This window comes from Dietzia sp. Alg238-R159, from assembly GCF_900537145.1.
Lineage (GTDB): Bacteria > Actinomycetota > Actinomycetes > Mycobacteriales > Mycobacteriaceae > Dietzia > Dietzia kunjamensis.
This window is the reverse complement of record NZ_UNRI01000002.1, coordinates 230,828-254,905: the sequence shown is the minus strand read 5'-3', so window position 1 is coordinate 254,905 and position 24,078 is coordinate 230,828. Positions and strand designations below refer to the sequence as shown.

Here is a 24,078-nt window from a genome sequence, read left to right as displayed (position 1 = left end):
GGAGATGACGCAACGGCAGGACCCCGCCGGGCAGCCGGACGGGGGCGCGCGACCCGGACAGATGGATCAGCAGCAACCCTCGTCACCCCAACCCTCGTCACCCCAACTCTCGTCACCCCAGCCCTCGACCCAGCCGCTCCCGGTGATCCCGGGCAATCGACCGTCCGCCGGCCGACGGGTGCGCGCGCGGTGGGCTCGCCGCCTCACCTCCGGGCTGACCGTGACCTCCGCGCCGGCGGTTCTCGAGCCGCTGGTACGCGTCCACCGCATCCACCACCCCAAGGCCGACGTGGGTCTGCTGGCCCGCGCGTACACCCTCGCCGAGAAGCAACACGAGGGCGTCTACCGCAAGTCCGGCGACCCCTACATCACCCACCCGCTCGCCGTGGCGACCATCTGCGCCGAGATGGGCATGGACACCACCACCCTCGTCGCGGCGCTGCTGCACGACACCGTGGAGGACACCGACTACTCGCTCGCCCGGCTGGAGGCCGATTTCGGCGGCGAGGTCGCCCACCTCGTGGACGGTGTCACCAAGCTGGACAAGGTCGAGTTCGGTGAGGCCGCCGAAGCGGAGACCATCCGCAAGATGATCATCGCCATGGCACACGATCCCCGCGTCCTGGTGATCAAGGTGGCCGACCGCCTGCACAACATGCGGACGATGCGGTTCCTGCCGCCCGAGAAGCAGGTCAAAAAGGCGCGGGAGACCCTCGAGGTGATCGCCCCACTCGCGCACCGGCTCGGGATGGCGACCATCAAGTGGGAACTCGAGGACCTCGCCTTCGCAATCCTCGAGCCGAAGAAGTACCAGGAGATCGTGCGGCTCGTGGCCGACCGGGCCCCCAGCCGCGACGTCTACCTGCAAACGGTGACCAACCGGGTCAGGGCGGACCTCGAGAAAGCGCACATCCAGGCGCGGGTCGAGGGCCGACCCAAGCACTACTGGTCGATCTACCAGAAGATGATCGTGCGCGGTCGGGAGTTCGACGAGATCCACGACCTCGTGGGCATCCGCGTCCTGTGCGAGGACGTGCGCGACTGCTACGCCGCGATCGGGGTGGTCCACTCGACGTGGAAGCCGATGCCGGGGAGGTTCAAGGACTACATCGCCCAGCCCCGATTCGGCGTGTACCGGTCGTTGCACACCACCGTGATCGGACCCGACGGCAAACCCCTCGAGATCCAGATCCGCACCCACGAGATGCACCGCAACGCGGAGTACGGCATCGCGGCGCACTGGCGCTACAAGGAGACCCGCGGCAAGCACAACGGCGACCCCGCCGAGGTCGACGAGATGGCGTGGATGCGGCAACTGCTCAGCTGGCAGCGCGAGGCCGCCGATCCCGGCGAGTTCCTGGATTCCCTGCGTTTCGAGATGACCAGCAAGGAGATCTTCGTCTTCACCCCCAAGGGAGACGTCATCAACCTTCCGGTCGGTGCCACACCCGTGGACTTCGCCTACGCGGTCCACACCGAGGTCGGCCACCGCTGCATCGGGGCGCGGGTCAACGGCAAACTCGTCGCCCTCGAGCGCCCGCTCGAGAACGGCGAGGTGGTGGAGGTCTTCACCTCCAAGGACCTCAATGCCGGCCCCAGCCTGGACTGGCAGAAGTTCGTGGTCTCCGGCCGTGCCAAGAGCTCGATCCGGCAGTGGTTCGCCAAGGAGCGCCGCGAGGAGGCCCTGGAGCGGGGCAAGGACCTCATCACCCGTGAGGTCCGCCGGGGCGGCGTCCCCGTACACCGCATCTTCTCCAACGAGTCGATCGCCGGGGTGTCCCGCGAGCTCGGATTCGCCGACGTCACCGCTCTCTACACGGCGATCGGGGAGAACCACGTCTCCGCCAAGACCGTGGTCGGCCGCCTCATCGCCGCCCACGGCGGCGTGGACGAGGTCACCGAGGAACTCGCCGACCGGTCCCGTGACAAGACCATGACCCCGCCCCGCCCCACCACCTCCGGGGCCGGCGTACTCGTGGGCGGTGTGGAGGACGTCCACGCCAAGCTCGCCCGTTGCTGCACCCCGGTGCCGGGGGACCAGGTCCTGGGCTTCATCACGCGCGGCGGCTCGGTCAGCGTGCACCGCACCGACTGCACTAACGCCTCCGACCTGCACCGGGAGCCGGAGCGACTGGTCAAGGTCGAGTGGGCGCCCCAGCCGGGCGCGGTGTTCCTCGTCGCCATCCAGGTGGAGGCACTCGATCGCCACCGTCTGCTCTCCGACATCACCAAGGTCCTGGCCGACGAGAAGGTCAACATCCTGTCCGCCTCGGTGCAGACCGCGGGCGACGACAGGGTGGCGATCTCCCGGTTCACCTTCGAGATGGCCGACCCCAAACACCTGGGTCACGTCCTCGGTGCGGTCCGCAAGGTCGAAGGCGTCTTCGACGTCTACCGGATGACCTCGAACTGACCGACGCCTCCGCGGCTGACCGACCCTCCGCGGCCAGCGGTCGCGGACCCGGTGGGACGACGCCGGCCGCGGCCGGGAGGCCGGGGCCGGTGCTCACGGCCGGGTGCTACGGGTTCACGCCTCGGGCAGGCCCTCCTGGGCGCCGACCGTGACCTTCTCGATGACCACTGGGCGGCGCGGTGCCTCGTAGTCCGGATCGCTCTGGTCGTCGCTCTTGGTCCCGGCATCGGCGATCTCGTCGAGGACCTCCAGACCGGGCTCGCCGATCGTGCCCATCACGGAGTACTCGGGCGGCAGCATGGAGTCCTCGTACACGAGGAAGAACTGACTCCCGGCGCTGTTCGGCGCCTGTGACTTGGCCATGGCGACGGTGCCGCGCGGGTAGACCGACATCCCCGAACCGTCCTCGGCCACGGGGAGGTCGGTGGGCGGCTCGTCCACGATCGAGTACCCGGGGCCCGAGAGCCCGGTCCCCGTCGGGTCACCACACTGCAGGACGGAGAGCTGCGAACCCTCACCGCCCTGCGTCAGTCGATGGCACTCGGTGTCGTCGAAGTACTCCTGCTCGGCGAGGTGGACGAAGCTCGCGACGTTGCAGGGGGCGCCCTCACGGTCGAGGGTCAGGGGGATCTCACCGCTACCGGTGGTCACGACGATCTCGGCCGTGCCCCTCCTGGCCTGGTCCCCGGTGGGGGGGTCCATCTCACGCTTGGACTCCTCGATCTCGTCGACCTGTTCGTTGAAGCGACGCGCCTCGGCGACGATCTCGGGCCCCTGGTCCTCGAACTCCGCCGGGTCGACCTTCTCCATGGGACTGGTGTCCTGCGCGTACTCACAGGTCACCCAGTCGGCGGCGTACTGCTCGGCGCGGGACTGTTCCGCCTTGTTCCAGACCACGACGCCCACGATGCCGAGGAGGACCACCACCACGACCGAGGCACCGGCGATCTTCAGCTGCTTCTCGCGGCGCGCCTGCGCCTCCATCTGCTCACGCAGACGTTGGCGCGCCTCGGCTCGGCGTTCCTGGTTGGTGGACACTGACCCTCCTGGGGACCTGGACTAGGCTGGGACTCCACGGGCGGACCCGTACGGTGGGGCTCCGTGAAGAGCCCCACGCGGCGGTCCAGCCCAGGGTCCTTGTCTACCAGGTCGGGTAGTGACGGCCGAACGCCACTCCGGTGTCGGGCGCCGTTGCCCGGCACCGGGCGCCGAACGGCGCCGACAGTGTCGAGAAAGGGAGTACGGGACGTGCAGATCGTCGGTTTCCCCGCCGGGATGTTCCAGACCAACTGCTACATCGTGGCGGACGACGCGGGCGACTGTGTGGTCGTCGACCCGGGGCAGGACGCGGAAGAGCAGGTCCGTCGTCAGATCTCCGAGGCCGGGCTCCGGCCCCGCGCGGTGCTGCTCACGCACGGGCACCTCGACCACATCTGGAACGCGCGGCAGGTGGCGGATCACTACGGGGTCCCCGCCTACATCCACCCCGAGGACCGCGAGATGCTCTCCGACCCGGGCAAGGGGCTCTCGCTCGACCTGTCGGCGATGCTCAAGGGCGTCACCTTCACGGAGCCGGCCGAGGTCATCGAGGTGTTCGACGGCGACACCCTCACCCTCGGCTCGATGACCTTCGACGTGGACCACGTCCCGGGTCACAGCCCCGGCTCGGTCTCGTTCCGGATCACCGTGCAGACCGAGGACGGACCCCGGCTGGTCGTGCTCGGTGGCGACGTACTGTTCCAGGACGGTGTGGGACGCACCGATCTGCCCGCGGGGGACACCGAGGTGCTCATGCAGTCCATCGCCAAGAAGTTCCTCGTCCTGGACGACGACGCCGTGGTGTTGCCCGGGCACGGGCCGTCCACGACCATCGGTCGTGAGCGTCGGTCGAATCCGTTCCTGCGCGACCTCTAGACCCACCAGCCCCACCCGCCCCTCCAGACCCAAGGACGCCTCACCAGTGACCGGCAACGCCAAGAAGACCGCACTCAAGGCACCCAAGGGTGTTCCCGACTACGTGCCTCCGGCCTCCGCCGGGTTCGTGACGGTCCGGGACGCCATCACCACCGCCGCCCGTCGCGCCGGGTACGGGCACATCGAGTTGCCGATCTTCGAGGACACGGCGTTGTTCGCGCGCGGCGTGGGGGAGTCGACGGACGTGGTGTCCAAGGAGATGTACACGTTCTCCGACAGGGGCGGCCGGAGCGTCACCCTGCGCCCCGAGGGCACGGCCGGGGTCATGCGCGCGGTCATCGAACACGGGCTGGACCGGGGCCAGCTCCCGGTCAAGCTCTGCTACGCGGGGCCCTTCTTCCGGTACGAGCGCCCCCAGGCCGGCCGGTACCGCCAGCTCCAGCAGGTGGGCATCGAGGCGATCGGCGTCGACGACCCGGCCCTGGACGCCGAGGTGATCGCCGTGGCGGACGAGGCGTTCCGCTCCCTCGGACTCACCGGGTTCCGCCTCGAGCTCACCTCACTCGGGGACGAGACGTGCCGCCCCGACTACCGGGAACGGCTCCAGGATTTCCTCACCGGGCTGGACCTCGACGAGGCGACGCGGGAACGCGCTCGGGTCAATCCGCTGCGTGTCCTGGACGACAAGCGCCCCGAGGTGCGTGCCCAGCTCGAGGGCGCTCCTCTGATGATCGATCACCTGTCGGACGCGAGCGCCGAGCACTTCGCGACCGTTCGGGCGCACCTGGACGCGCTGGGCGTCGCGTACGAGGTCAATCCCCGCATGGTGCGGGGCCTGGACTACTACACCAAGACGACCTTCGAGTTCGTGCACGACGGCCTCGGCGCCCAGTCCGGGATCGGTGGCGGTGGCCGCTACGACGGCCTGATGGAACAGCTCGGCGGCCAGGCACTGTCCGGCATCGGGTTCGGTATCGGCGTGGACCGGACGGTGTTGGCACTGCAGGCCGAGGGGATCGACCCGGCGGCCGAGGGGCGCGTCGACGTGTACGCGGTGGCTCTCGGCGCGCAGGCCAAGGCGACTCTGGTGCCCGTCCTCGCCGAGTTCCGCCGCAGCGGGCTCCGCGCGGACATGGCGTACGGGGACCGCGGCATGAAAGGCGCCTTCAAGGCCGCGGACCGCTCCGGAGCGGCGGTCACCGTCGTCGTCGGGGAGAACGAACTGGCCACCTCGACGGCCGTCGTCAAGACGATGGCCACCGGCGAGCAGGAGCCGGTGCCGCTGGAGGGTCTCGTCGACCACGTCAGCAGGGCCGTCGCCCGGTGACCCCGGCGGTCCGGCCGCACTGACCGACCGGGGCCCCGCCCACGCGCCAGAGCCGGGCGCCTCAGAGCTGTGCGCCTCAGAGCTGTGCGCGGAAGGTGTCGCAGGCCTGCATCGAGCCCTGCTCGTAGCCCGTCAGGAACCACTGTCGGCGCATCTCCGATGACCCGTGGGTCCACGAGCCCGGATCGACACGGGCGCCGCCGGTGCGCTGGATGTGGTCGTCGCCGATCGCCTCGGCGGTCCGGATGATCGCGTCCACGTCGCTCCCGGTGAGGCTCTCCAGCAGCGGCGGGCCGCCGTCGGGCGCCGGGGTCGAGGTGGCGTAGTGGGCCCACAGCCCGGCGTAGCAGTCGGCCTGGAGTTCGACCCGGACCGCACCCGAGGAGGGGCCCTGCGGGTCCTGCTGCGACCGGCGGATGTCACCGAGCATGGTCTGCAGGTGGTGGCCGAACTCGTGGGCGACGACGTACATCTGCGCCGCACCGGAGGGTGAGCCACCGAGCTGGCCCACGAGAACCCGGTCGAAGAACGCGGGGTCTATGTACACGTTCTCGTCGGCCGGGCAGTAGAACGGCCCGATGTCGGAGGAGGCCGCACCACATCCGGTGTCGATGGCGCCGGTGAAGATGTTGGTGTGGGGCTGGACCCAGCGCATCCCGATCTGGTCGGGCAACTGGGCCGTCCAGACGTCCTCCAGACTCTCCGTGGTGGCGACGATGCGGCAGATGGTGTCCGTGTTGGCCTGCTGCAGGTCGCACTGGTCGATGTGGGTCTGGAACCGCCTCGCCGAGTCGGTGGACTGACCCTGGCCGCCCCCGGTGCTGGAGTCCAGGCCGAGCTGGCCCGGGTCCACGCCCAGGAACAGCGCGATGACGACGACGACGAGGCCTCCGACACCGCCGCCGACCGCCATCCCCCGACGTCCCCCCCGGCCTCCGCGTCCCCCGCCGGAGACCCCGCTGGTGTCCAGTCGCCCGCCCTGCCGGAACGTCATGTCGCCGCCTCTCGTCCGCGGGGCCGCCGGTCCACCCGGGCATGCCGCACCACCGCGATGCTCCGGGATCACTGTATGGGGCGCCGGGACGCGGCCGCAGCCGACACGGGGAACAGCCGAGGGGGGACGTAGACTGTGCCTCGTCCGAACCCGGGGCCGACCGCTCACGACGCGGTGGGTCCGTTCCGGAGTTCGCCGACCACACGACTTTTTCCCGACGAGAGGACAACCGCAGTGCTGCGCACCCATTCCGCCGGCCAGCTCCGAGCCGCCGACGCAGGGGAGACCATCACCCTGGCCGGCTGGGTCGCGCGCCGCCGGGATCACGGCGGGGTCATCTTCGTCGACCTCCGCGACTCGACCGGCGTCTGCCAGGTGGTGTTCCGCTCGGAGGACGTCGCCGAGCGCGCACACCGCCTCCGCAACGAGTACTGCGTGGCCGTCACCGGTGTGGTGGACCGCCGCCCGGAGGGGTCGGAGAACCCGAACCTCGCCTCGGGCGAGGTCGAGATCGACGTGACCTCGTTCGAGGTGCTCGGCGAGGCCGCGGCCCTGCCGTTCCAGCTCGACGACGAGGTCGGCGAGGAGGCGCGCCTGCGTCACCGCTACCTCGACCTGCGGCGTGAAGGCCCGGGGGCGGCGCTGCGTCTGCGGTCCGAAGTGAACGCCGCGGCGCGGGGCGTCATGGCCCGTCACGACTTCGTGGAGATCGAGACGCCCACGTTGACCCGCTCGACGCCCGAGGGGGCCCGCGACTTCCTCGTGCCCGCCCGCCTGCAGCCGGGGACGTTCTACGCCCTCCCGCAGTCTCCGCAGCTGTTCAAGCAGCTGCTCATGGTGGCCGGGATGGAGAAGTACTACCAGCTCGCCCGCTGCTACCGGGACGAGGACTTCCGCGCCGACCGGCAGCCGGAGTTCACGCAGCTGGACGTGGAGATGAGCTTCGTCGACCAGGACGACGTGATCGCCGTGGCCGAGGAGATCCTCACCGAGGTGTGGGCCACCGCCGGGCATCAGATCTCGACCCCCATCCCGCGGATGACCTACGACGAGGCGATGCGTCGCTACGGTTCGGACAAGCCCGACCTGCGGTTCGACATCCAACTGGTCGAGTGCACGGAGTTCTTCGCCGACACCCCGTTCCGGGTGTTCAAGGCGCCGTACGTCGGCGCGGTCGTCATGAAGGGCGGGGCGTCGCAGCCGCGTCGCCAGCTCGACGCCTGGCAGGAGTGGGCCAAGCAGCGCGGCGCCAAGGGGCTGGCCTACATCCTCGTCGGTGAGGACGGCGAGCTGGGCGGCCCCGTCGCCAAGAACCTGTCGGACTCCGAGCGCGCCGGGATCGCCGCGCACGTCGGCGCGGAGCCGGGGGACTGCATCTTCTTCGGCGCGGGAGCGGTCAAGTCCACCCGCGCTCTCCTCGGTGCGGCACGCGGTGAGATCGCCGAGAAGCTCGGACTGATCGACCCCACCCGGTGGGCGTTCACCTGGGTCGTCGATGCCCCGATGTTCGAGCCCGCGGACGACGCCACCGCCGCCGGCGATGTGGCCGTCGGTTCGGGTGCGTGGACCGCCGTGCACCACGCGTTCACCTCGCCCAAGCCCGAGCACCTCGACACGTTCGACACCGATCCGGGATCGGCGCTGGCCTACGCCTACGACATCGTGTGCAACGGCAACGAGATCGGTGGCGGGTCGATCCGTATCCACCGCAAGGACGTCCAGGAGCGGGTCTTCGGCGTCATGGGCATCTCGCAGGAGGAGGCGCAGGAGAAGTTCGGCTTCCTGCTCGACGCCTTCTCCTACGGCGCCCCGCCGCACGGTGGCATCGCCTTCGGCTGGGACCGCATCTGTGCGCTGCTGGCCGGAACCGAGTCCATCCGCGATGTCATCGCCTTCCCCAAGTCCGGCGGCGGGGTCGACCCGCTCACCGACGCTCCCGCGCCGATCACCACCCAGCAGCGCAAGGAGTCCGGCATCGACGCCAAGCCGGTCCAGCGCGGGCAGGCCGCCCAGGACGGGGCCGCAGCCGGGTAAGTACCCGAGGCGGGCGGCCCCGGGCGTCTCAGAGGTGGAACGCCTCGAGCGCCGGGCGCCCGTCCATCCCGGAATGGTCGAGTCCGAACAGCCGGGCCACCGTCGGCGCCACGTCGAGGGTGCGCACGGGACGGTCGACGACCTGCCCCCGGCGGACGATCCGGTGCCCGCCGGCGATGAAGAACGGGATGCCGAGCGTGACCTCGTGTCCGTGGTTGCCGGGGATGGGGTTGGAGAACGGGGTGGGGTCGGAGAACCGCCATCCCGGATGACAGGTGGCCACGAGGTCGCCACCGCGCTCGCCCAGGTCGAGTTCGGCCGGATCGTAGAGGCGGTTGACGCCCGGGAGCGCGCCGACCACCGCACGCAGGCGCGCCAGGGTCGCCTCGCGTTCTCCGGCGGGGCCGAGGTGGGCGAAGGTGTCGGCGCCCCCGTTCTGTGCGATCCCGACGCGCCCGCGCAGCGCGGGGTCGGCGTCGATCGCGCCGGCGGCACTGATGAGGCGCAGCGGCTCCGACCAGTCCATGCCGTGATCGGCCAGCACGATGAGCACCGACCGTTCCCACCGGCCGGTGGACCGCAGGAACTGCTCGAGGTCCCAGAGTTTGTGGTCCGAGTTGTACACCGCCTGGTTGCGGGCCAGTCGCAGTGAGGTGCCGGACAGGTCCATGTGGCCGAAGCGGTCCATGTCCCCGAGGTTGACGAACGTCATCCGCGGGGCGTGGTCGGTGATGGTCTGCTTGAGGGCCTCGACGGTGAACCAGTCGAGCGAGTGGTCGGTGACCGGCACCAGCGGGAAGGGTGCCCACTGCACGCTCGCGCGGCCACCGAACAGGCCGTGTAGGTAGTCCTTGCTGAGCACGCTCGCGGTGGTCAGACCCGCCTCGGTGCGGATGCGGTCCAGCACGGTGGCCGCCCGCAGGTCGTCGGGCCGGTCGAGGGTCCTCTCGTCCCCGATCGCGTGGTCCCAGATGGCGTTCGCGGGCACCCCGTTGCGCGCGGGCAGCACCCCGGTGACCATGGCGGCGTGGTTGGGCAGGGTCTCGGCGATCATCACGGAGGAGGCGTCGGTGAACCGCGTCCCCTCGGTGGCCCATCGGTGCAAAGTGGGCGCCTGGGCCGGGTTGAGTTCGTCGGGCCGCATGCCGTCGGTGACGATCACGTAGACGTCGAGGTCGTCGGCCACCGGGTGCACCGGGTTCGCCCACACGGGGGCGGGTTCGGCGAGCAGGGTCACCCCGATGGCGCCGGCGGCGGCGACCATGCCGGCGCCGGCGAGCGCCTCACGACGGGTGAGTGTGGGTCCGTGGGTGGGATTGTCGTCGCGGCACATGGGGCGGGGGTCCTGACGGTCGGGTGGTGGCTGGCGGGGCGGTGTGCCCGCCGGGGACGTGGCACACCTGCCCACCAGGGAACCCGACGACGACGAGGGCTGCCCACACTTTCGGTGATCGGACGCCGAATGTTCACCCGGGGGTCGGAGTCCGGGCCCGCCGGTAGCCTGGTCGGCGTGACAGACGATGCCGGGTTGTTCGCCGCCGGGGACGCGGGCGGACACGCGCCCCCCTCGCCCGCGGCGGGGGACGTGGACCCGTCCGCACCGCTGGCCGTGCGTATGCGGCCACGGACTCTCGACGAGGTGATCGGCCAGGAGCACCTGCTGCGGCCCAACTCCCCGCTGCGGCGGCTGGTGGAGGGGCGCGGCGGCTCCTCGCTGATCCTCTACGGTCCGCCGGGTACCGGGAAGACGACGCTCGCGAACCTCGTCGCGAGTACCTCGGGTCGGCACTTCGTGGCGCTGTCCGCGTTGAGTGCGGGGGTCAAGGACGTCCGCGCGGTCATCGACGACGCCCGCACCCGCCAGGTGCACGGTCAGCGCACGGTCCTGTTCATCGACGAGGTGCACCGGTTCTCGAAGAGTCAGCAGGACGCCCTGCTCGCCGCGGTGGAGAACGGCATCGTCCTCCTGGTCGCCGCGACCACGGAGAACCCCCACTTCTCCGTGATCGCCCCGTTGCTGAGCCGATCCCTCATCGCGGAGCTCCGGGGGCTGGACGACAGTGGTGTGGCCGGCGTGCTGAGGCGCGCGGTGGCCGAGGAGCGGGGCCTGGCCGGCGAGGTCGAGCTGACGGACGAGGCGGTCGAGGACATCGTCAGACTGTCGGGGGGCGACGCGAGGCGCAGCCTCACGATCCTCGAGGCGGCGGCGGGGGCAGCGGAGGACGGGGTGGTGACCCCGGAGATCGTGGAGCTGAGCCTGGACGCCGCGCCGGTGCGCTATGACCGCGACGGGGACCAGCACTACGACGTCACGAGCGCGTTCATCAAGTCCATCCGTGGGTCCGACGTGGACGCCGCGCTGCACTACCTCGCCCGGATGCTGGTCGCGGGGGAGGACCCGCGGTTCATCGCCCGGCGCCTCATGGTCCACGCCAGTGAGGACATCGGGATGGCCGACCCCACCGCGCTGTTGGCCGCCGGCGCCGCCGCCGAGATCGTGCAGAAGGTCGGACTGCCGGAGTGCAGGTTGGCGCTGGCGCAGGCCACCATCCACCTCGCCACGGCCCCCAAGTCCAAGGCGGTCATCGCCGCGATCGACGCCGCGATGGCCGATGTCCGCGCGGGCGGGGTGGGCGAGGTACCCAAGCATCTGCGGGACGGCCATCACGCCGGGGCGAAGGGCCTCGGCAACGGGGTGGGCTACCGCTACGCCCACAACGCGCCCGCCGGGGTCGTGGCGCAGCAGTACCCGCCCGACGAACTGGTGGGGCGTGACTACTACGAGCCGAGCCCCCACGGGCACGAGCGGGACCTGGGTGCGCGGGTGGACAAGCTCCGGAAGATCATACGAACAGAGACGTAGCCAGATCTTGAGAAATATGTGAGTATCGTTAATAAGTGCTTGACCAGGCACTTTAATCACGCCGCTCACCCTGGAGGAAACCATGGCCTATCTCCTGTCCACGCTCGTCAGTGTCGCGACCTCGATCGGGGTCTGGGGCACGGGGGCACACAGCATGGGGCTCCTGCCCCGGGAGGCGTTCATCACCGCCGCCAACTTCGGCATCGTCCTGCCCCCGATGCCGCGCTGACCTCCCATCAGGCAGGGCCCGCCCTGCACCGGGCGCCCATCCGCCGGTTCGGCCGGGTGGGCGCCCGCAGGCGTTCACGCGGCCGCCCACCTCGTCGTCGTCGTCAGGTCGTCCCGGCCCACCTCGTTCCCGGTCCCGCCCGGGCGCGGCGGTAGGCTGGGACCTCGCCCGAGACCACCAGTAGACGACCAGTGAGGCCCCCAGTGCAGACCCATGAGATCCGGCGCCGCTTCCTCGAGCACTTCGTCAGGGCCGGCCACGCCGAGGTCCCCAGTGCGTCTCTGGTGTTGGACGATCCCAACCTGCTGTTCGTCAACGCCGGGATGGTGCCGTTCAAGCCCTACTTCCTCGGCCAGGAGACCCCGCCGTACGCCACCGCGACCTCCATCCAGAAGTGCGTGCGCACCCTCGACATCGAGGAGGTGGGCATCACCACCCGCCATAACACCTTCTTCCAGATGGCCGGGAACTTCTCCTTCGGCGACTACTTCAAGGAAGGCGCCATCCGGCACGCGTGGTCGCTGCTGACCACCCCGGTCGAGGAGGACGGGTTCGGGATCGACCCCGCGCTGCTGTGGGTCACCGTGTACCTCGACGACGACGAGGCCCACGGCATCTGGCGGGACGTGATCGGGGTGCCCGAGGAGCGCATCCAACGCCGCGGTATGGCGGACAACTACTGGTCCATGGGCGTGCCCGGCCCGTGCGGACCGTGCTCGGAGATCTTCTACGACCGTGGGCCCGCCTACGGGGTGGACGGCGGGCCCGAGGCCGACGAGGACCGCTACATCGAGATCTGGAACCTCGTGTTCATGCAGAACGAGCGAGGGGAGGGCACCGGCAAGGACGCCTTCGAGATCCTCGGCCCGCTGCCCAAGCAGAACATCGACACCGGCATGGGCATCGAGCGCGTCGCGTTCCTGCTCCAGGGCGTGGAGAACGTCTACGAGACGGACCTGCTGCGCCCGGTCATCGAGACCGCCGAGCGACTGTCCGGCGCGAAGTACGGTGCGGACGGCGCCGCCGACGTGCGGTTCCGCGTCGTCGCCGACCATGCCCGCACCGCCTACATGCTCATCTCCGACGGCGTGACGCCCGGCAACGAGGGCCGCGGGTACATCCTGCGCCGTCTACTGCGTCGCATCGTCCGCTCCGTGCGACTGCTCGGGGCGACCGGCGAGACGATGGCCGAGTTCATGGCCACCGTCCGCGACGCGATCGGGCCGTCCTTCCCCGAGACCGTCTCCGGGTACGACCGGATCGAGCGGATCGCGGTGGCCGAGGAGGTCGCGTTCCTCAAGACCCTCGAGTCCGGGACGCAGCTGTTCGAGCGCGCCGCCTCCGACGCCCGGTCGTCGGGCGCCGCGGTGCTCACCGGCCGCCAGGCGTTCGCTCTGCACGACACGCACGGTTTCCCGATCGACCTCACCCTCGAGATGGCGTCCGAGGCCGGGCTGCGGGTGGACGAGGAGGGCTTCCGCTCGCTCATGTCCGAGCAGCGCGCCCGCGCCAAGGCCGACTCCCGGGCCAAGAAGCACGCCCACGCCGACCTGTCCGTCTACCGTGACTTTCTCGACGCCGGCGAGACCGTCTTCACCGGCTTCACCGGCCTGACCGACGAGTCGCGGCTGCTGGGCATCGTCTCCGGCGGCGAGGCCGTCCACGTCGCCCGCGAGGGGGACGCGGTGGAGTTCCTGCTCGACCGCACCCCGTTCTACGCCGAGTCCGGCGGACAGCTGGGCGACCGCGGCATGATCTCCACGGCCGGCTTCCAGATGCGGGTCGACGACGTCCAGAAGATCGGCAAGAAGCTCTGGGTGCACAAGGGCGTCCTCACCGGCGGCGAGGCCGAGGCCGGTCAGCTCGTCACCTCCGCCGTCGACCCCGAGTGGCGCAAGGGCGCCACCCAGGGGCACTCCGCCACCCACCTCGTCCACGCCGCACTGCGGCAGATCCTCGGCCCGGAGGCCGTCCAGGCCGGCTCGCTCAACAAGCCCGGCTACATGCGGTTCGACTTCAACTGGTCCGGCTCGATCCCCTCGGACGTCCTGGCGCAGGTCGAGGAGGTCACCAACACCGCCGTCGACGCCGACTACGGGGTCAACACCGTGGAGACCACCCTCGAGGAGGCCAAGCGCATGGGCGCCATGGCCCTGTTCGGCGAGAACTACGGCTCCCGGGTCCGCGTGGTGGAGATCGGTGGCCCCTTCTCCATGGAACTGTGCGGTGGGACCCACGTGTCCAGCTCCGCGCAGATCGGGCCCGTCAGCCTGCTGGGGGAGGCGTCCGTCGGCTCCGGGATCCGGCGTGTCGAGGCCTATGTGGGCATGGACGCCTACCGCCACCAGGCCCGCGAGCGGGCGCTCGTGTCCGGGCTGGCCGCCTCGCTCAAGGCGCCCACCGACGAGCTGCCCGACCGCGTGGCCGCCCTCACCGCGAAACTGCGTGAGGCCGAGAAGGCGCTCGAATCCCTGCGGGCCTCCCAGCTCGCGGCCCAGGCCGGCGACCTGCTGAACTCGGCCGAGGACCTCGGTGGCATCCGGTTCCTGGCGCACAGCACCCCCGGCGGCGCCGCGGGAGACCTGCGCACCCTCGCCTCCGATCTCAAGGGACGGCTCGGCTCGGACGCCGGGGTCGTGTTCCTCACCGCCCCGGCGCAGGACAAGGTCCCGTTCGTCATCGCCGTCAGCCCCGCCGCGCAGGATCGCGGACTCAAGGCCGGCGATCTCGTCAAGGCCATCGCGCCCGCGCTCGGTGCCCGCGGCGGCGGCAAACCGGACATGGCGCAGGGTGCCGGATCCGACCCGGCCGGGATCGACACCGCGGTGTCGGCGCTGCGCGACGCCGTCCGGGACGCCGGATGACCGACGCCCCGGGCGCACCGGCCGACCCGGCCGCGCCCGCCACGTCCGGCGGCGGATGGACCCGCGGCCGTCGGCTCGGACTGGACGTGGGCACCGCCCGCATCGGTGTGGCCTCCTGTGACCCCGACGGGATCCTCGCCACCCCCGTCGAGACCATCAAGGTCACCGACGGCGACCCCGGGTGGGCCGGCGAGCTCCGGCGTCTCGCCGAGCTCGTCGAGGAGTACGACGCCGTGGGAGTGGTGGTCGGGCTGCCCACCTCGCTCAAGGGCCGGGAGACCGCGTCCACCGCGATGGCCCGCTCGTTCGCCACCGCCCTGACGGTCGGGGCGCCGGACCTGCCGGTGGACCTCGTCGACGAGAGGCTGACGACGGTGACCGCGAGTTCGGCACTGCACGGCGCCGGCCGCAACACGCGGAAACAGCGCGACGTGATCGACCAGGCGGCCGCCGTGGTCCTGCTCCAGGCCTGGATCGACTCGCGGCACGCCCGCCGATGAGCGGCCCCTCGGCCTGCCCGCCTGGATAAACTGGCCGACGAGCACGATGCTGTCCGCGTGACAGCTCCCCTGACACCATGACCGAGGAGCACGATGTCTGCGGCACGAGGACGCTCGCGTACAGGAGCCACTACGAGGTTCATCCTCCTGGCGGCCGTGATCGGGGTGGTCCTCGCCTTCGGCGTGATGGTCTACCGCAACCAGAACACCGAGGTCGCGGCGGCGCCGGACTTCGACGGACAGGGCAGCGGGAACGCGCTGCTGCACGTGGAACCGGGGGACACCCTGGGGGTCGTCGGGGACCGCCTCTACGACATCGGCACCGTGGCCAGTACCCGCGCCTTCACCGGAGCGGCGGCGGGAACGACCGTGGAGGGCATCCAGCCCGGCTACTACCAGGTCCGGCAGGAGATGAGCGCGGCCGCCGCCGTGGACGCACTGGCGGACCCGCAGAACCGCGTCGGGTTCATCGAGGTCAAACCGGGCGGCCGGCTGCTCGACACGGTCGTGGTGGGCGGCGGCAGGGAGAAGGGCATCTACACCCTGATCGCCGACGCCACGTGCCTCCGCGATCTGGACGAGCCCGAGGCCGCCCCGATGTGTCGGCAGCCCCAGGAGATCGTCGACGCGGCCGTGCAGGCCGACCCGGCGGAACTCGCGGTCCCCGAGTGGGCCATCAACGAGGTACGGGGCGCCCCGGACCCGGTCCGTCGCCTCGAGGGGTTGATCGCCCCGGGGGTCCACAACATCAACCCGCAGTACGAGCCCGTCGAGATCCTGCGTCAGCTCATCGACGCCTCGACCGCCTCCTACGACGAGACCGGACTCGTCCCGGCCGCCGACCGTATCGGTCTCACCCCCTACGAGGTGGTCACCGCCGCGTCGCTGGTGGAGAAGGAGGGCAAGCTCCAGGACTTCGACAAGGTCGCGCGGGTCATCCTCAACCGCCTCGCCGAGCCCATGCGTCTCCAGTTCGACTCCACGGTCAACTACGCTCTCGCCGACCAGGAGATCGCCACCACCGACGCCGACCGGGCCGAGGTGACCCCGTGGAACACCTACGCGATGGACGGACTGCCCTACGGGCCGATCGGTTCACCGGGTCTCGACGCACTGCGCGCGATGGAGAACCCTGCCGACGGGCAGTGGAAGTACTTCGTCACGGTCGACATGGAGGGCACCACCAGATTCGCGGACGAATACCCGGAGCACGAGCGCTATCAGAGCGAGGCCATCGCCAACGGGGTCCTCGCCAGTGGTCGCTGATCCCACGGGCGCACCGCGCTCGGCGGCCGTCCTGGGGCACCCGGTGGACCACTCGCTGTCCCCGGTCCTGCACGGTGCCGCGTACCGGGCGCTCGGCCTCGACGACTGGACCTACGAGCGCATCGACTGCGACGCCGAACGACTGCCGTCTGTGGTCGACTCGTCGCCCGCCGACCGCATCGGTTACTCGGTCACGATGCCCGGCAAGTTCGCCGCCCTCGCCCACGCCGACGAGGTGAGTGAACGCGCCCGCATCGTCGGCAGCGCCAACACACTCGTCCGGCGGGCGGGCGGCTGGTTCGCCGACTGCACGGACGTCGACGGTGTGACCGGGGCGCTCGCCGCCTTCGGGGACCTCCCGGACCATCCGACGGCAGTCGTCCTGGGCGTGGGGGGAACCGCCAGACCGGTTCTCGCCGGGCTCGCCGAGGCCGGCGCCACGCAGGTGGTCCTGGCCTCCAGGCGCGACAACGCCGGGCCGGCGGCCGACTGCGGACGGGCCCTCGGGCTCGGGGTCCGCACCATGGGCCTCACCGACCCGGAACTGATCGGGGAGATCACGCGGGCCGATGTTCTGATCAACACCGTCCCCGAACCCGGCGTGCGGGAGCTCACCGACCTGGTCGCCGGCGCCCGACGGGTGTTCGACGTCCTCTACGACCCCTGGCCCACCGCGGCCGGCGCAGCAGCCCAGGCCGCGGGCATCCCCGTGGTCGGTGGCGACGTGATGTTGCTCCACCAGGCCTTCGGTCAGGTGGAGCTGTTCACCGGGCACCCGGCGCCGCGCGGGGAGATGGCCGCCGCGCTGTCGCAGGCGCTCGGTCGCTGACCGCGCGGACACGGGGACGCGGGGACGGCCACCGTGCCGGAGCCGCACGGCCGGATGATCGGTCAGATGCCCGAGGGCTCCGTGGCGCGACGGGGGGCGATCGTCTCGAAGTCGGCCGGGTCCGCGGTCCGGGTGCGACGCTGGTATTCGTGCACGAGCCCCGGCCAGTTCGTCGTGATCCGGCCTGAGTCCGCCTTGTACCAGGAGTCGCAGCCGCTCCACACCGACGCACCGAGGCGGCGCATCATCTCGTCGTCGTAGGCCTCGTGCACTTCGCGACGGACGTCCACGGCCACCGTCCGATCCGCCCGAGCCAGGTCCTCGACCACCTGGCGGATGTACCTGGCCTGCTGTTCGATCATGAGGATGATCGAGCTGCTCCCGAGATTGGTGTTGGGTCCGTAGATCACGAACATGTTGGGGAAGCCCGGCACTGCCATCCCGAGATACGCGCGCGCACCCTCTCGCCACTGCTCGTGCAGGTCCCGACCGCTGCGGCCACGCACGGTCATCGGCGCCAGGAAGTCGGTGGCCTGGAAACCCGTGCCGTACACCACGACATCGACGGGGCGCACCCGTCCGTCCGCGGTGACGATCCCCTCGGGGACGACCTCGGAGACGGTGTCGGTCACCACGTCGACGTTCGGCTGCGCGAGTGCGGGGTACCACTGGTTGCTGAACAGCATCCGCTTGCACCCGATCGGTTCCGTCGGGGTGAGGGCCTCGCGCAGCCGGGGGTCGCGGACGGTGAGCCGCAGGTTGGCGCGGGCGAGCCCGCTGAGGATCCTGGCAAGCGGCCGCGCGGAGGTCAGTGCCAGGCCGATGAGCTCCGTCGTCTCCCAGATCGTGCCGCGCATCGCGGTCATCAGGCCGGGGACACGGGCGAACGCCGCCCGGTGGGCGTCCGTGTAGGCGCGGTCCGGTTTGGGCACCACCCACGGCGCGGAGCGTTGGTAGACGGTCACGTGCGCGGCCACCTCGCGGATGCGGGGGACGAACTGGATGGCCGAGGCCCCGGTGCCGAGGACCGCGACCCGCTTACCGGTCAGATCGACGTCGTGCCGCCACTCGGCGGAGTGGAACGACGGGCCGGCGAACGTCTCCAGGCCGGGGATGTTCGGGTAGGCCGGACGGGACAGCTGACCCACCGCGGGCACGAGCACCTCGGCCTCGAACGATTCGCCGGAGGCGGTGTGTACCGTCCACGTGGCGCTGTCGTCGTCGAACTCCGCGGAGGTCACCTCGATGCCGGTGCGCACGAGCTCGCGCAGGCCGTACCTGTCGGCGGTCTCCCGGATGTAGGACAGGATGTCGGGTTGCTCGGCGTAGCGACGGCCCCAGTCCGTCCTGCGGTGGAAGGAGTACGAGTAGAGGTTCGACGGGACGTCGCAGGCCGCTCCGGGGTAGGTGTTGTCCCGCCACACCCCTCCGACGTCGTCGGCCTTCTCCAGGATCGTCACCTCGGCCAGGCCGTCACGGGTGAGCTCGTAGGCGGCGCCGAGGCCACCGAATCCGGCTCCGATGATGATCACGCGCGGTCGTCGACGCCGGGTCCCGGGGGAGGAGGAGGTCATGTCGTGACGGTAGTGCCCCGGCCCCGCGTGGCCGCAGACATTCACGGACGAATAATCCATAATTCCGGACATGACCACCTGGGACGACCCCGCGGTCCCACACTGGGACTTCCCCCGCTCGGCCATCGGGATCGGCGTGCTCGTCGAGGCCGGGGAGCGGCTCGGCGTGGAGGCCGGCCGGGTCCTACAGGGGATCGCGCTCTCCCCGGTCGACCTCGCCACCCCCGATCTACTCGTGACGCCGGACCAGGAACTGACCGCGATCCGCAACCTCCGCGCCGCCGCGGGCGCCCGGCCCGCCCTCGCCGCCGAGGTGGGCTCCACCTACCGGTTGACCACCTTCGGGATCTTCGGATACGCCCTGCTGTCGAGCCCGACGCTCCGCGACGTGATCGCCGTGACGCTCCGCTTCATCGACTTGAGCTACATCTTCAGCACGATCGGTGTGGAGTCGACGGGGGACAGGATCGTCGTGCGTCTGGAGGACACCGCGCTGCCGGACGACGTCCGCGAGTTCCTCGTGGACCGCGACCTGTTCGCGATCCACTCCGTCCTCGGCGAGCTCGTCCCCGGAGGTGTCCCGTTCACCGGGATCACCTTCGGTGGGGGGCGGTCATCCGGCACCCTGACCGCATACGGGGCACGGCTCGGCCTGGCGCCGTCGGAGTCCGACGACGGCACCGGCGTCACGATGGTCTTCGACGCCGCCCGCCTCGACGAACCGCTCCCGCAGGGGAGCCCCGCGGCGGTGACGGTGGCCGAGGCCATGTGCCGCGACCTGGCCGCCACCCGTCGGACCCGGGGGCCGGTGAGCAGCCGGGTCCGCGTCGAGATCACCGGTCGTCTCACGCAGGGGGCCTCCATGTCCTCGGTGGCCGCCGGCCTGGGGGTCAGTCCCCGGACCCTGCGCAGGCATCTGTCGGACGAGGGCACATCGTTCCAGCGCCTTCTCGACGATGTCCGGCTGGAACTGGCCAGGCGGATGCTGGCGACCGGTCTGCTGTCGGTGGAGGACGTCGCGTTGCGTCTGGGGTATGCCGAGGCCTCGAGCTTCATTCACGCGTTCCGGCGTCTCACCGGTGACACCCCGCACCGGGCCGTCGTCGCCTCGCGGGCGCGGCGGTCCGCGACGACCCGGGCCTGATGTGCCGGGCCGTACCCCGACGTGGGATGATCGGCGACGTGCTGAAGTGGACCACTGCCGGAGAATCGCACGGCCAGGCCCTGGTGACGATCGTCGAGGGCGTGATCGCCGGGGTCGAGGTGACGAGCGACGAGATCGCCTCGCAACTCGCCCGCCGTCGCCTGGGCTACGGCCGCGGGGCGCGGATGAAGTTCGAGGCGGACGCCGTCCGGGTCCTCGGCGGCGTCCGCCACGGCCGGACCATGGGATCGCCGGTGGCGATCGAGGTCGGCAACACCGAGTGGCCCAAGTGGGAGCAGATCATGTCGGCGGACCCCGTCGACCCGGAGGCGATCGACGACAAGGCCCGCGCCGCCCGCCTGACCCGCCCGCGGCCCGGTCACGCCGACTTCTCCGGGATGCTCAAGTACGACTTCGACGACGCCCGGATGGTCCTCGAGCGCGCGAGCGCCCGGGAGACAGCCGCCCGGGTCGCGGCCGGGACGGTCGCCCGTGCGGTGCTGCGGGACGTCCTCGGCGTCGAGGTCCTCTCGCACGTCATCTCCATCGGCGCGTCCGAGCCGTACGTCGGTCCCGAACCCGGGTACGCGGACCTCGAGGACATCGACGCCAGCCCTGTGCGGGCCTTCGATGCCGCCGCCGCGGAGTCGATGATCGCCGAGATCGAGGCCGCGAAGAAGGCCGGGGACACCCTCGGTGGCGTGGTCGAGGTGGTCGTCCACGGCCTCCCGATCGGTCTCGGCTCCCACGTGTCCGGCGACGATCGTCTCGACGCACAGCTCGCCGGCGCCCTCATGGGCATCCAGGCCATCAAGGGCGTCGAGGTCGGGGACGGCTTCGAGACCGCGCGCCGCCGTGGCAGCGTCGCCCACGACGAGATGGTCCGCGGGGACGACGGCATCGAGCGTCGTAGCAACCGGGCCGGGGGCCTCGAGGGCGGCATGACCAACGGTCAGCCCCTCCGGGTACGGGCCGCGATGAAGCCCATCTCCACGGTGCCCCGTGCGCTGAGCACGGTGGACATGGAGGACGGATCCGCGGCCACCGCCATCCACCAGCGCTCGGACGTGTGTGCGGTTCCGGCGGCGGGCGTCGTCGCGGAGTCGATGGTCGCCCTCGTGCTGGCCCGCGCGGTCCTGCAGAAGTTCGGTGGCGACTCGCTGGCGGAGACCCGCCGGAACGTCGGGGGATACCTCGACGCGGTCGCCGAGCGGCTGGACTGGGCGACGGACGAGGCATGAGCGAGCCGGCACGGCCGGTCGCCGTGCTCGTGGGGCCACCCGGTGCCGGCAAGACGACCATCGGCCGCAAACTCGCCCGGCGGCTCGACGTGCCGTTCCGCGACGCCGACCACCTCATCGAAGAGGCCGAGGGCCGGTCCATCCCCGAGATCTTCGCCTCCGACGGCGAGCCGCACTTCCGCGAGATCGAGGAGCGGATCATCGGTGACGCGCTCACATCGTTCGACGGGGTCCTGTCCCTGGGGGGCGGGGCGGTCCTGTCGGCGGTGACCCGGCGACGCCTGCGAGGCCACCGGGTCGTCCACCTCACGATCGGGGTGGCGGAGGGGGTGCGCCGATCCCAGGGTCCGGGTCGCCCGCTCCTGGCCGGGGGCGACGTCACAGCCCGGTACCAGGCACTGCTGACCGAACGCTCGCCGCTGTACCGGGAGGTCGCCTGGACCACCGTGAGCACCGAGCGGCGCAGTTCGGGCAAGGTGGTGACGGACATCGTCGACAGGCTCGACTCCGGCGACCCGCACCTGCGGGGCGGCGTTCGGAGATGAGTGACGACCAGACGCGTAGCGACACGAGCGATGAGCGGGAGCAGCAGATGAACCAGGACGAGAACACCACCGAGCCCGTCGTCGTGGAGGTGCGCGCCGCGGACCCGTACCCCGTGGTCATCGGCCGGGGCCTGCTCCCGGAGATCCTCGAGGCGTGTTCGTCCTCGCGAACCGTGGCGATCTTCTACCAACCGCCGCTGGCCCAGACCGCCGAGGCGCTCCGCGAGAAGCTCGCCGACGCCGGCATCGACGCCCACCGGATCGAGATCCCGGACGCGGAGGCCGGCAAGGACCTCGCCGTCGCCGGGTACTGCTGGGACGTCCTGGGCCAGATCGGGTTGAACCGCAAGGACACCGTCGTGAGCCTCGGCGGGGGCGCGGCCACCGACCTCGCCGGCTTCGTCGCCGCCACCTGGATGCGTGGCGTCCGGGTCGTGCACATCCCCACCACCCTGCTGGCGATGGTCGACGCCGCGGTCGGTGGCAAGACCGGCATCAACACCGACGCCGGGAAGAACCTCGTGGGCAGCTTCCACGAGCCCGCCGCCGTGTTCATCGACACCGCGACGCTCGAGACCGTCCCGCACAACGAGTTGGTCTCCGGAATGGCCGAGGTGGTCAAGTGCGGTTTCATCGCCGACCCGGAGATCCTCGACCTCATCGAGGCGGATCCCGCGGCGGCGCTCGATCCGGGCGGCGAGACGATCGTCGAGCTCATCCGCCGCAGCGTGCAGGTCAAGGCCGACGTGGTCGGCCAGGACCTCAAGGAGTCCGGCCTGCGGGAGATCCTCAACTACGGCCACACCCTCGGCCACGCCGTGGAGCGTCGCGAGCAGTACCGGTGGCGTCACGGCGCGGCGATCAGCGTCGGGATGTGCTTCGTCGCCGAGCTCGCCAGGCTGGCGGGCCGACTGGACGACGCGACGGCAGAGCGTCACGCCTCCGTCCTGGCCTCTCTCGGCCTGCCCACCGGGTACGACGAGGACGCCTTCCCGCGGTTGCTCGAGCTGATGGCCGGCGACAAGAAGAACCACTCGGGTTTCCTGCGCCTGGTCGTGCTGGACGGACTGGCCCGCCCGTCGCGCATGGAGGCCCCGGACCCGTCGCTGATGACGGCGGCGTACGCCACCATCTCGGAGGGCCGCAAGCCCAGCGGCGGGGGGATCCTGCTGTGATCGAGCGTCTCGCCCCACGTCGCCGCGCCGTCGCCGCCGCCCTCGCCGACGTCGGTGCCGACGCCCTGTTGGTGACCGATCCACGGAACATCGCCTACCTGACCGGGTTCTCCGGGTCGGGTGGGGCCGTCCTGGTGGAGGACGACGGCGAGGCGGTCCTCTGCACGGATTCCCGCTACGAACTCCAGGTCGTCGAGCAGGCCCCGGACGTGGGCCACGTGATCTCGCGCGAGTACGTCGCCGGCGTCCTCGGTCGTCGTCGCGGACCCGCCGACGCCCCGCTCGCCGTCGAGGCCGATCAACTGACCCTGTCCGCGGCCGCCGGACTGCGCCGTGCGCTCGCGGCGACCGGGGGAGCGGACGCCCGGATAGTGGAGACCAGCGGGTTGGTGGAGACGGTGCGCCGCGCCAAGGATCCCCACGAGCTCGCCCTCATCGCCAGGGCGTGCACGGTGGTCGACGAGGCGTGGACCCACGTGCTGGGCAGCGATCTGGTGGCGGCCGGTCGGACCGAACGAGAGGTCGCGGCGGACCTGGAGCACGCGATGCGGCGGGCCGGTTCGGACGGCGTGGCGTTCGAGACGATCGTGGCCTCCGGACCCAACGGAGCGCACCCGCACCACGTTCCCGGGGACCGGGTCCTGGCCGAGGGCGACCTGGTGGTGGTGGACTTCGGAGCCACGGTCTCGGGGTACGCGTCCGACTGCACCCGCACGGTCGCGTTGGGGACCGCCCCGGACCGTCTGGTGGAGGCCTACGAGGTCGTCCGCCGAGCTCAGATCGCGGGGGTCGAGGCCGTCCGCGCCGGCGTCCCGTGCGCCGAGCTCGACGCCGTCAGCCGCGACATCATCACCGACGCCGGGTTCGGCGACCACTTCGGCCACTCGCTGGGGCACGGGGTGGGGTTGGACGTGCACGAAGCGCCCGCGGTGTCGACCCGGTCCACGAGTACACTGTCCGACGGCGATGTGATCACCATCGAGCCGGGGATCTACCTCCCGGGCCTCGGCGGGATCCGAATCGAGGACACCGTGGCCGTCACCGGCGGTGGCGGACGGTCCCTGACCACCACGTCGAAGGACCTCAGGGTGCTCTGAGGATCCGACCCACGATCATGCGCGCGACGCCGCCCCCGGCTGCGGCGCGGACGACTTCCCGAAGGAGTA

General features: G+C 71.0%; 19 protein-coding genes. 15 read left to right on the top strand and 4 right to left on the bottom strand.

What is annotated here, in order from left to right; translation table 11 throughout:
* Nucleotides 1-61: 61 nt before the first annotated feature.
* Nucleotides 62-2,413 (top strand): bifunctional (p)ppGpp synthetase/guanosine-3',5'-bis(diphosphate) 3'-pyrophosphohydrolase, encoded by a 2,352-nt coding sequence (locus G6R20_RS05925; RefSeq protein ID WP_163376075.1) that lies wholly within the window; start codon nt 62-64, stop codon nt 2,411-2,413.
* Between the two features lie 114 nt (nt 2,414-2,527).
* Here the strand turns inward: G6R20_RS05925 and G6R20_RS05920 are convergent, their stop codons facing one another.
* A complete protein-coding gene (locus G6R20_RS05920) occupies nt 2,528-3,451 on the bottom strand; it encodes a peptidylprolyl isomerase (protein WP_163375818.1) in 924 nt (307 codons plus the stop codon).
* A 210-nt stretch (nt 3,452-3,661) separates the two neighbouring features.
* Between G6R20_RS05920 and G6R20_RS05915 the strand changes: the two genes are divergently transcribed.
* Together G6R20_RS05915 and hisS are read left to right on the top strand one after the other, a co-directional pair.
* On the top strand, nt 3,662-4,327 hold the full coding sequence (locus G6R20_RS05915) for an MBL fold metallo-hydrolase (protein ID WP_096905410.1): 666 nt from the start codon (nt 3,662-3,664) through the stop codon (nt 4,325-4,327).
* Nucleotides 4,328-4,373: 46 nt separating this feature from the next.
* Nucleotides 4,374-5,654: a histidine--tRNA ligase gene (hisS, locus tag G6R20_RS05910; protein WP_163375817.1), complete on the top strand. Its 1,281-nt coding sequence runs from the start codon at nt 4,374-4,376 to the stop codon at nt 5,652-5,654.
* Between the two features lie 76 nt (nt 5,655-5,730).
* Here hisS and G6R20_RS05905 read toward each other — a convergent pair whose 3' ends face one another.
* On the bottom strand, nt 5,731-6,648 hold the full coding sequence (locus tag G6R20_RS05905; RefSeq protein ID WP_163375816.1) for a neutral zinc metallopeptidase: 918 nt from the start codon (nt 6,646-6,648) through the stop codon (nt 5,731-5,733).
* Between the two features lie 234 nt (nt 6,649-6,882).
* On the opposite strand from G6R20_RS05905, the gene aspS reads away from it, so the two are divergent.
* Nucleotides 6,883-8,682, top strand: coding sequence for an aspartate--tRNA ligase (aspS, locus tag G6R20_RS05900; RefSeq protein WP_163375815.1), 1,800 nt, complete (start codon nt 6,883-6,885; stop codon nt 8,680-8,682).
* Nucleotides 8,683-8,710: 28 nt separating this feature from the next.
* Here aspS and G6R20_RS05895 read toward each other — a convergent pair whose 3' ends face one another.
* Nucleotides 8,711-10,015 (bottom strand): alkaline phosphatase family protein, encoded by a 1,305-nt coding sequence (locus G6R20_RS05895; RefSeq protein ID WP_163375814.1) that lies wholly within the window; start codon nt 10,013-10,015, stop codon nt 8,711-8,713.
* Between the two features lie 129 nt (nt 10,016-10,144).
* Here G6R20_RS05895 and G6R20_RS05890 point away from each other — a divergent pair, with 129 nt between their 5' ends.
* From G6R20_RS05890 to G6R20_RS05870, 6 genes are all read left to right on the top strand, one after another.
* A complete protein-coding gene (locus tag G6R20_RS05890) occupies nt 10,145-11,545 on the top strand; it encodes a replication-associated recombination protein A (protein ID WP_163376074.1) in 1,401 nt (466 codons plus the stop codon).
* Nucleotides 11,546-11,627: 82 nt separating this feature from the next.
* Nucleotides 11,628-11,774: a hypothetical protein gene (locus tag G6R20_RS18460; RefSeq protein WP_167457804.1), complete on the top strand. Its 147-nt coding sequence runs from the start codon at nt 11,628-11,630 to the stop codon at nt 11,772-11,774.
* Nucleotides 11,775-11,977: 203 nt separating this feature from the next.
* A complete protein-coding gene (gene alaS, locus G6R20_RS05885; RefSeq protein WP_163375813.1) occupies nt 11,978-14,638 on the top strand; it encodes an alanine--tRNA ligase in 2,661 nt (886 codons plus the stop codon).
* Nucleotides 14,635-15,138, top strand: coding sequence for a Holliday junction resolvase RuvX (gene ruvX, locus G6R20_RS05880; protein WP_163375812.1), 504 nt, complete (start codon nt 14,635-14,637; stop codon nt 15,136-15,138). The genes alaS and ruvX overlap by 4 nt, the downstream gene beginning before the upstream one ends.
* Before the next feature lie 93 nt (nt 15,139-15,231).
* Nucleotides 15,232-16,404 (top strand): endolytic transglycosylase MltG, encoded by a 1,173-nt coding sequence (locus G6R20_RS05875; protein WP_120283340.1) that lies wholly within the window; start codon nt 15,232-15,234, stop codon nt 16,402-16,404.
* Nucleotides 16,394-17,233 carry a shikimate dehydrogenase gene (locus tag G6R20_RS05870; protein WP_096905419.1) on the top strand — a complete coding sequence of 280 codons (840 nt, stop codon included), beginning with the start codon at nt 16,394-16,396 and terminating at the stop codon, nt 17,231-17,233. The genes G6R20_RS05875 and G6R20_RS05870 overlap by 11 nt, the downstream gene beginning before the upstream one ends.
* A gap of 62 nt (nt 17,234-17,295) precedes the next feature.
* Here the strand turns inward: G6R20_RS05870 and G6R20_RS05865 are convergent, their stop codons facing one another.
* Nucleotides 17,296-18,807, bottom strand: coding sequence for an NAD(P)/FAD-dependent oxidoreductase (locus tag G6R20_RS05865; RefSeq protein WP_163375811.1), 1,512 nt, complete (start codon nt 18,805-18,807; stop codon nt 17,296-17,298).
* A 70-nt stretch (nt 18,808-18,877) separates the two neighbouring features.
* Between G6R20_RS05865 and G6R20_RS05860 the strand changes: the two genes are divergently transcribed.
* Genes G6R20_RS05860 through G6R20_RS05840 form a run of 5 tightly spaced genes read left to right on the top strand, consistent with a single transcriptional unit; the run spans nt 18,878 to nt 24,009 of the window.
* Nucleotides 18,878-19,951, top strand: a complete 1,074-nt coding sequence (locus G6R20_RS05860) for an AraC family transcriptional regulator (RefSeq protein WP_163375810.1) — start codon at nt 18,878-18,880, stop codon at nt 19,949-19,951.
* A 26-nt stretch (nt 19,952-19,977) separates the two neighbouring features.
* The gene (aroC, locus tag G6R20_RS05855; RefSeq protein WP_163375809.1) at nt 19,978-21,192 is read left to right on the top strand and encodes a chorismate synthase; all 1,215 of its coding nucleotides are present in this window, start codon (nt 19,978-19,980) and stop codon (nt 21,190-21,192) included.
* Nucleotides 21,189-21,737, top strand: a complete 549-nt coding sequence (locus G6R20_RS05850) for a shikimate kinase (RefSeq protein WP_163375808.1) — start codon at nt 21,189-21,191, stop codon at nt 21,735-21,737. The genes aroC and G6R20_RS05850 overlap by 4 nt, the downstream gene beginning before the upstream one ends.
* A gap of 47 nt (nt 21,738-21,784) precedes the next feature.
* Nucleotides 21,785-22,912, top strand: coding sequence for a 3-dehydroquinate synthase (gene aroB / locus G6R20_RS05845; protein WP_163376073.1), 1,128 nt, complete (start codon nt 21,785-21,787; stop codon nt 22,910-22,912).
* The gene (locus G6R20_RS05840) at nt 22,909-24,009 is read left to right on the top strand and encodes an aminopeptidase P family protein (RefSeq protein ID WP_163375807.1); all 1,101 of its coding nucleotides are present in this window, start codon (nt 22,909-22,911) and stop codon (nt 24,007-24,009) included. The genes aroB and G6R20_RS05840 overlap by 4 nt, the downstream gene beginning before the upstream one ends.
* Nucleotides 24,010-24,078 lie beyond the last annotated feature (69 nt).